The organism is Marinobacterium rhizophilum DSM 18822 (genome assembly GCF_000378045.1).
Classification (GTDB): Bacteria; Pseudomonadota; Gammaproteobacteria; order Pseudomonadales; family Balneatricaceae; genus Marinobacterium_A; species Marinobacterium_A rhizophilum.
On sequence record NZ_KB899104.1, the window covers coordinates 128070 to 135811 of the forward strand.

At 57.5% G+C, this 7742-nt stretch carries 6 protein-coding genes; 1 reads left to right on the forward strand and 5 read right to left on the reverse strand.

What is annotated here, in order from left to right:
- Window positions 1-24: 24 nt before the first annotated feature.
- Window positions 25-1161 (reverse strand): acyl-CoA dehydrogenase family protein, encoded by a 1137-nt coding sequence (locus F451_RS0116880; protein ID WP_020682574.1) that lies wholly within the window; start codon window positions 1159-1161, stop codon window positions 25-27.
- An 82-nt stretch (window positions 1162-1243) separates the two neighbouring features.
- On the reverse strand, window positions 1244-1789 hold the full coding sequence (locus F451_RS25855; protein ID WP_083928466.1) for a flavin reductase family protein: 546 nt from the start codon (window positions 1787-1789) through the stop codon (window positions 1244-1246).
- Window positions 1790-1968: 179 nt separating this feature from the next.
- Here F451_RS25855 and F451_RS0116890 point away from each other — a divergent pair, with 179 nt between their 5' ends.
- Window positions 1969-2664, forward strand: a complete 696-nt coding sequence (locus F451_RS0116890) for a winged helix-turn-helix transcriptional regulator (protein WP_020682576.1) — start codon at window positions 1969-1971, stop codon at window positions 2662-2664.
- Between the two features lie 28 nt (window positions 2665-2692).
- Here the strand turns inward: F451_RS0116890 and F451_RS26830 are convergent, their stop codons facing one another.
- The 3 genes from F451_RS26830 to F451_RS0116905 all read right to left on the reverse strand — a co-directional run bounded on the left by F451_RS26830 (window position 2693) and on the right by F451_RS0116905 (window position 7367).
- Window positions 2693-5551: a bifunctional diguanylate cyclase/phosphodiesterase gene (locus tag F451_RS26830; RefSeq protein WP_020682577.1), complete on the reverse strand. Its 2859-nt coding sequence runs from the start codon at window positions 5549-5551 to the stop codon at window positions 2693-2695.
- Window positions 5552-5731: 180 nt separating this feature from the next.
- Window positions 5732-6952, reverse strand: a complete 1221-nt coding sequence (locus F451_RS0116900; RefSeq protein WP_156826530.1) for a hypothetical protein — start codon at window positions 6950-6952, stop codon at window positions 5732-5734.
- Window positions 6939-7367, reverse strand: coding sequence for a hypothetical protein (locus F451_RS0116905; RefSeq protein ID WP_020682579.1), 429 nt, complete (start codon window positions 7365-7367; stop codon window positions 6939-6941). The genes F451_RS0116900 and F451_RS0116905 overlap by 14 nt, the downstream gene beginning before the upstream one ends.
- Window positions 7368-7742 lie beyond the last annotated feature (375 nt).

Consider the following 7742-nt stretch of genomic DNA (forward strand, 5'->3'; position numbering starts at 1 on the left):
CCGGCAACTGCATTTGATATCGGCTCAAAACGCCTGGGCCGGTGGCTCCCTGTCCATGGCGAGTGATCCGGTGAACAGATGCTGCCGCTTTTCCTGCAGCGGGTGAAAATGAGACGCCATGACATCGCGAAACAGGTTTTCGATGCCGTTGCCACGCAGAAAGCCCGGACCACCGCAGGCCTCCATCGCCTTGGCCACTGTCACCTTGCATGCATCGGCAACCAGGGTTTTGCGCTTCACGATCTCATTGACGGTGTTCAGGTCTGCCGTGAAATTGAATTCATCAACAATCTCAATCATGCTGTCCAGCAACACCTGCGCTGTCGTCAGCGCGTTTTCCATCTCGCCGAGCAAATAGGGCGTAACCGGGTCCTGGCTGGCCATGCACCGTGCACGGGCCCTGGCGGCGGCCTCCCGGGCGGCGCCGTAATACACCGACATGACCAGCGGCAGTGCCACCGGCAGCACGACGCACCACATCAGGTGGAAATCCCCACGGGGGCGTCGCACGGCCACACTGGCGTCCGGCACGAACACATTTTCCAGTTTGACGCTGTTAGAACCCGAACCGCGCATGCCCATGGGCGCCCAGTTATCCAGCACAGTCACACCCGGTGACGTCATCGGGACGGGGAAATGCAGCACCTGCCAGCCCGCGTCAGGGTCCTGATAGGGTGCAGACGTCACCAGCACATTACCGGCGGGCGAACCGCTGGCAAAGTGCTTGACTGCATTCAGGAGATAACCGCCTTCTGTGCGCTCCATCTCGCCATTGGATGCCAGCCAGTCACCGGCACCGGTGCTGATCAGCATCAGCTCGCCCGCGGCAACTTTTTCCAACAGCGCCTGCCCCGGCCGACCCTGGCGATGATTAAAGCAGTTTGCTGCAATGATATGCTGGTGCATGGAGCAGGAAAGCGCGGTCGAAGGATGATATGCCGCCAGTTCGCGAAGAAAGCCGCACATGTCCCGATAATTAAATCCGCCACCGCCAAATTCCTCTGGCACGAGCGCCGAATACACCTTTTCGGCCTTCAGCAGGGCGCAATTTTCATTTGAATAACAATCAGTTCTGTCGGCCTGCAGACCATTTTCTGCAATGCTTGGCCCTATTTTTCGCAGTACCTGCACGAGTCTGCTATCAAGTGTGAATGCTTCCATGGGTTAGCCCTCTTGTTATATTTTTTGATGCTCAATTACGAGAACGAATTAATTTTCACAGCCAGTAAAAAATGAGGCGAGATCACGCCGCCACTTTATTTTCACCGGCCAGGTTTCTGAATATCCCTTTGGAAAAAACGAGTGGCACTTCATCCGCATGCTGAAAATGCGTGATTTCGCCGACCAGCATCAGGTGATCCCCCAAAGGAACAAAGCGGTAGACGCTGCAACGTATCCAGGCACAGGCACCGGGAATCAATACACCGGCCTGGGTCTCGCCGGCGTCAAACCGGCCCGCGCATAGCCCGGCAAACTTGTCGGCCCCGCGAGTCGCGAAAAGCCGTGCCAGCTCGCTCTGATCCTCGCTCAGAATTGAGATGCTGAAGTTTTGGCACTGTGAAAAATCCGCAAAACTCGCGGCACGACGATCGACGCACCATCCGATCAATGGAGGTTCAAGCGAGATGGAGATCAGGCTGTTAATAGTCATGCCAATCGGCTGGCCATTAACACCAGGCGCAGTCACAATCGAAACACCCGTTGGATAATACCCGAGCGTTTTGCGCAGTTTAGTTATATCTATATTCTTTTTTCTGAGTTTGCACATTACCCCGCCCTCTTGTTTCATCTGTATCCGTCTGATTTACAGATTAAACAAAACAGACCCGTAGCATTACTTCAAAAACTGCACAATTCCACTATAGATTTTGTAGTAACTAACTACACTTGATACAGCTTTTAGTGGTCGATGGTTTAGGGGAGCGAGCTGAACTCCCCTTGCATCACATTTCCGCAGGGAGATAAACAATGGGCTATTACCAGTTTTGCCCCATCGCCAAGGCAATGGAGGTGCTCGGCGAGCGATGGACGCTACTGCTGGTCAGGGAACTGCTGATGGGATCGACAAGGTTCAGCGAGTTTCAACGCGGACTGAGCCAGATGTCACCCAGCCTGCTGACAAAGCGTCTTGTCAATCTCGAGGAAATGGGGCTGATCGTGCGCAAACGCATTCCCGGCCAGCGGGGCTTCGAATACTTCCCGACGCTGGCCTGCAAGGAACTGATGCCCGTGGTGGAGCAGGTGGGCCACTGGGGTATGCGCTGGGCACGGGAACAGTTGACCGAAGACGACTACGATCTGGAACTGCTCATGCTGTATCTGGAGCGCAGCATCGAACCTGGCAACCTGATCGGCAATGAAACCGTTATCCGCTTCAATTTCAACGACGTTAAGGAATACCCGAACTGGTGGATTGTCGTCAAGGGCGATGAGGTGGATGTCTGTGTGCATGATCCCGGCAAGGAAGTCGACGTATATTTCAATGTCTGCCTGAAGGTGATGTGCCAGCTCTGGATGGGTGATATCAGCTACCGCAAGGCGGTTGCCGACGGCAAACTGCAGCTGGTGGGCTTGTCTGAACTGACAAAAAATGTCGAACGCTGGCTCAAGCCAAGCTTCTTTGCAGGTATTCCCCCGGCCGGTGATATCGTGGAACCGACTTGAACCGCATATCGCGCCCGGGCGACCCATATCAGCTGCGGCTATGGCGATCGACGAACTGCCACAGCGCGTCCGGATCCAGCGGACGGCTGTAGTAAAAGCCCTGAATTCGGCTGCAGCCGTGCTTGAGCAGAAAGTCGAGCTGCTCGCGGGTTTCCACTCCCTCGGCAAGTACTCCAATCCCCAGACTGCGACACATCACGATGATGGCCTTGACGATAGACTCATCATCCCGGTCCTTGCCGATGTCGCGCACAAAGCTCTGATCAATTTTCAGGGTATTGACGGGCAACCGCTTCAGATAGCTGAGGGAGGAATAGCCGGTACCGAAATCATCCATCGACAGGCTGATACCCCGCTCGCGTAATTGCGTCAGTTTGCTGATGCTCAACTCGGGCTGGCGAATAATGAAACTCTCGGTGATTTCCAGGTCCAGCAGTGTCGCCGGCAAGCCGGAATCGGCCAGGGCGTCATCCACTTCCCGCAGCAGATTGTCATGGGCAATCTGCGGGCCGGCCAGGTTCACACCGACGCGTATCGGAATCATGCCGGCCTGCTGCCACCGCGCCATCTGTCGACAGGCCTCGTTCAAGACCCAGTGCCCCAGCGGCACGATCAGCCCCATTTCCTCGGCCAGCGGAATAAAGCGCCCGGGTGATACGGCGCCAAACTCGGGATGGTGCCAGCGCACCAGCGCCTCCATACCGCAGACAAGGCCGCTCAGCGCATCCATCTTGGGTTGATACTGCAAGGTGAAATCACCCTGATCGATTGCCCGGCGCAACTCGTTACCCAACGCAAAGCGTTCAACCCGCATACTGCCCTGCGCCGAGTGATAAACGCGGTAGCGACCCGTTCCCTGCTCCTTGGCCTCGATCATCGCCAGATCGGCACTCTTGACCAGGTCGATGGCGTCCTGGCCATGTTCCGGAAACACACTGATGCCAATACTGACAGTGCTGTAGATCTCATAACCATCCAGGTGAAAAGGCTCAATAAAAGCGCCAATCAGGCGCTGAGCCAGCGCCGTCGCCGCCGCCATAACGCCCTGCTCGCACTCCAGCATCAGCACAAACTCATCAGCCCCCAGGCGTGCCAGGTGGTGCTCTTCTCCACTAATTTCGCCAATACGCAGTGCTACGGCCTCCAGCAAATGATCGCCGACAAGATGCCCGAGGCTGTCATTCACGCTTTTGAAATCGTCAATATCACAGCACAGCATCGCCAGCTCCCGGCCCGATTGTGCTGCAGATTTTATTCGCTGCACCAGCGCTTCGAAAAACAGCTGACGGTTAGGCAAGCGGGTCAGCGGATCATGATTGGCAAGCCAGTAGAGGCGACCTTCAGCGTGACGTCGTTCGGTCATGTCCAGACCGATAGACAGGATATAGGCATCATCATCGCCGGTTTCCCGCAACCGCGAATGCTGCCACGACAGGTGCAGCTCGCGCCCGTCACGGGTCTCAAAGCGCGTATCGAGCTGCAGCCGCTTGCTCCTGCCCGCATAGAGCGACTGCAACTGCGACGATGCGTCATCTCCCTCTGCCTGCAGACCGATCGCATCGAAACGAAGGCCCGGCTGCAACGGCAAGGGGATTCCCAGAAGCCGGCCGCCATGTTGGTTAAGCGACAGAATAACCCCGTCCCGGTTTTGCGTCAGAATCACGGCTTGGGCGGTATCGAAAAGGCTGGTGACGAAGTCCCGCTCGCGCTGCAGCGCCGCACTGCGCCGCTCCAGGTTCAGGGTTCGATCGGCAACAGCATCCTCCAGCTGATCCAGCTTGCTGGCCAGTTCTGCCGCACTGTCTGCCAGCACATCCAGCTCGTCACAGAGAACCCTGGATCCCCTGCCAGACGGCCCCTGCAGCAATTCCTGCGCGCGCAGCCCACCAACCCTGGCCAGTTGCGGCAATTGCTCGGCCAGACGCCCCAGGTATCCCAGTGGACGGCGCAACATCAACGCCAGCAGCACGAGGGCCAGCACAATGCCACCAAGTGCAACCGTCATGTCAAACAAGCGCCGGCTGCGCATGGCCTCCAGCGGTGCCGTAATATCACTGATAATCAGCCAGTAGGCGCGGCTGTCCGACACATCCTGCTGCAAAGGCGAAAGCAGCAGTTCCAGTTCGCGCCCCTCAAATTCCTGGCCAAAGGCCACACCGGGCCTTCGCAGCCAGCTATCCAGATCCATAAAACCGGGCATGGATTCATAACGACCCCGGTTGGTCAGCGCCACCAGGCGCAGCTTCTGGCCTGTACCCGGCTCTGACGATGCCAGCAACAGCCCGATGTCGACGCTGCTCTGGCGGTGGTACTCCAGCACCACGTCATGCATGGGACTGCCGACCAACAGCACTGCGGTTTCTCCATCGCCAAGCATGACCGGAATGGCCACGTAGCGCAGGCAATCCTGCAGGCAGGTAATGTTGTACTGCGGCCGTTCACGCTCAAGCACCCGCCTCACAACCCCAGGCCCGAGCTCAAGCGCCACGCCCCAGCCGCGCTGCAAGTGGCCTTCATGGCTGTACAGCTGCACCAGATCGACCACGCCTTGCATCAGTGCGTCTGACGCGCGAGCGTCCAGGGCCTGGGCCAGCCGAAGCAGGCGACTATTGGAATCCACGTCCGGCTGCGCTTCACCCTGTGAGGGCGGCAAAAGAATTTGAGCGATGTCCAGCAGACGCCGGTAACTGGCCTCCACGGTGGCATTCAGCATTGCAAGATGGTACTGATTACGGGTACGGAGCTCGGTCGCCAGCTCTTGCTGCTGACGCGAATAAGACAACATCTGGGCCAGAACATGCACCAGGGAGAGCGTCATCAGCAGAATCAGCATCAACTTCCATTTCAGGCTGACAAAGGTACTGCCGCGCTTCCAGATGTTGTTCATCCCAGCCCCCTGACAGACCTGCGCATCCTGGCCCTTATCGCCCCCCCTGCGGTATACGCCTTCCCACGCGCGCGCGCAGCTGGAGCCACGGCATACACCGGGCAAACGGCATTTTTCGCACGGATTGGCACCGACAACATGCCCTGTACCGGCGACGCCACCCAACGCTTAAGCATCCGCCTAAAACCGGTAGGTAGCTTGCAAGGCGAACAGATTCCAGTTCCGCCGCAGTTGCGCAGTGTCCGGATTGTCCTGCCCCGGCAGCCAGAGCGTGCCCTGCACACGGTGCCATTCCGCCCGCAGCAGCCAGTTTGGCGCCGGCTGCCAGCCGATCCCAAGGGTCAGATCCTGTGCATAGCGCACCGCCGGCTGCGCAGCGATGCCCAGCTCGGCAAGCCGAGCCTGGAAGCCCCGGCCTCCCCTGTCGTCACGATCGAGATAAGCCTCGCCATAACGCAGGATGAGATCCCAGCGCGGCAGGAAATGATATTGTGCCTGCAGATAATACGCCTCCAGATACACCTCAGGTTTTAGTGCCACAACCCCGCCCAATTCGCTCCAGTCGATATGCTGCAGCATGTACTCCGCCGTGAAGGCCCAGCGCAGATACCGCATTTGCGCCGATAGCACGGCTATGTCCACATGCAGCCGACCATCGCCCGGTAACAGTGCGGGCACGGGGTCGTCGAACGCCTCGTAATCCAGATCAAAGCTCAGCAAGGACACACCCACTCGCCATCGCTCCAGCGGATCGGCGAGCATCAAGCGACCAATAGCGGCGATGCCGGACTCGAACTTCCCGGGCATATCCCCCCCCAGATAGGGATATTCCACCGCGGCATCGTGCTTGGGCACACCAACCACCATATCCAGATCCAGGTTGAGCCCCAAAGTTGTCCCCTGGCGATAGATACCCGCACCATCCACAGACAGCGCAATGTCACGCGACATGTCGTAATAGATTTCCTGAGGAAGCAGAATAGATGGCCGGGTAAAGGCAACATCCCGGGTATCGTTATAGAAGCCATAGGGCACCTTGAGCCGCCCCAAACGGATGCCGCTCTGCGTCTCCTGATCATCCTGCATGCGCCAGTCAAGCAGCAGATAATCAACCTGAGGCGATCCGTCATTCACATTGCCGGCACGACGGGACATCAGCTGGCCGGCCAGCAGCAGGTCTGACCTCGGGCGCCAGGATCCATTAACCGCCAGTTCGCGAAAATCAAGACTGCCGTCTTCACTGTTGCCATAAATATTGTTGTGATCAGACTGAAAGTAGCCCTGGGTAATAAAGCCGTTAACACGCAGGTTACCGTCGGATGTCATGTCTTCGGCCCGCACCGTCAGGGCCACGAAGAGCAGCGCGAGACTTACCAGATGGACAGGGCTATTTGATTTCAATGACGCGCACTCCCGGAACGTCGCCCATGGAAGAGTCAAGGTAGCCGATAGCACCTTCGGTAGCGCTCACCCAGTTAATCATCTGTTCGGCAGTCTCGACGGTCCTGGGTGCCTGCACGGCACCCGAGAAAATATACCGGTCCCAGATGCTGCGCAGCTGATACGGAAACACGCCCAGATCCTGCTTAACGAAATGAATATGCGCAGGATGCTCATCCTTGAACACAACGAGCGTAGCCGGCTGCCCTTGGGGCCAATGCCGTATACGCAGGGAAAAGAGCGCAAAAAGATAGGTCGGACTGAGAACGCCGGTCTGTACGCCGGGATGAGCGATGACCACCTGCGACCACAGGCTTTGCAGCGGCACCAAGCCAAGCGTTAAAACCAGCGCCCAATATCGCAGAAACTTTCTCACAATCCCTTGCTACCCCTGAAATGCCAATCAGTCGTGTGCAAGTATAGAAAAGAATGTGCCTGTAGCACGGTAAAACTGCAAATTAAAGAAAGCGTCCTATAGAAAATTCAACCTGTACTCGCACAGCGAAAAGGAAGCCCGTTTGGACTGTCAGAAGAGTGGACGGAGATACAATGGTATGAAGGTACGCAATGAGTCTTGACTACCCTCTGTGAGGGTTAGCACGGGAAACGAGACTCGATTCGGCCGGCGCTCCGGTGGCCGGCGTTCCGGCGCCCCGGTCGCGGGCCCGACAAATAAAAGGCGGGTCGCCTACTGGGTCGGCACTGTCTTTGATGTAACACGATAGGATGTATTGGAGCGGGAAACGAGACT

Coding starts and splice junctions, on each gene's coding strand:
- F451_RS0116880 (WP_020682574.1), bottom strand. CDS start 1,161: ATGGAAGCATTCACACTTGATAGCAGACTCGTGCAGGTACTGCGAAAA.
- F451_RS25855 (WP_083928466.1), bottom strand. CDS start 1,789: ATGAAACAAGAGGGCGGGGTAATGTGCAAACTCAGAAAAAAGAATATA.
- F451_RS0116890 (WP_020682576.1), top strand. CDS start 1,969: ATGGGCTATTACCAGTTTTGCCCCATCGCCAAGGCAATGGAGGTGCTC.
- F451_RS26830 (WP_020682577.1), bottom strand. CDS start 5,551: ATGAACAACATCTGGAAGCGCGGCAGTACCTTTGTCAGCCTGAAATGG.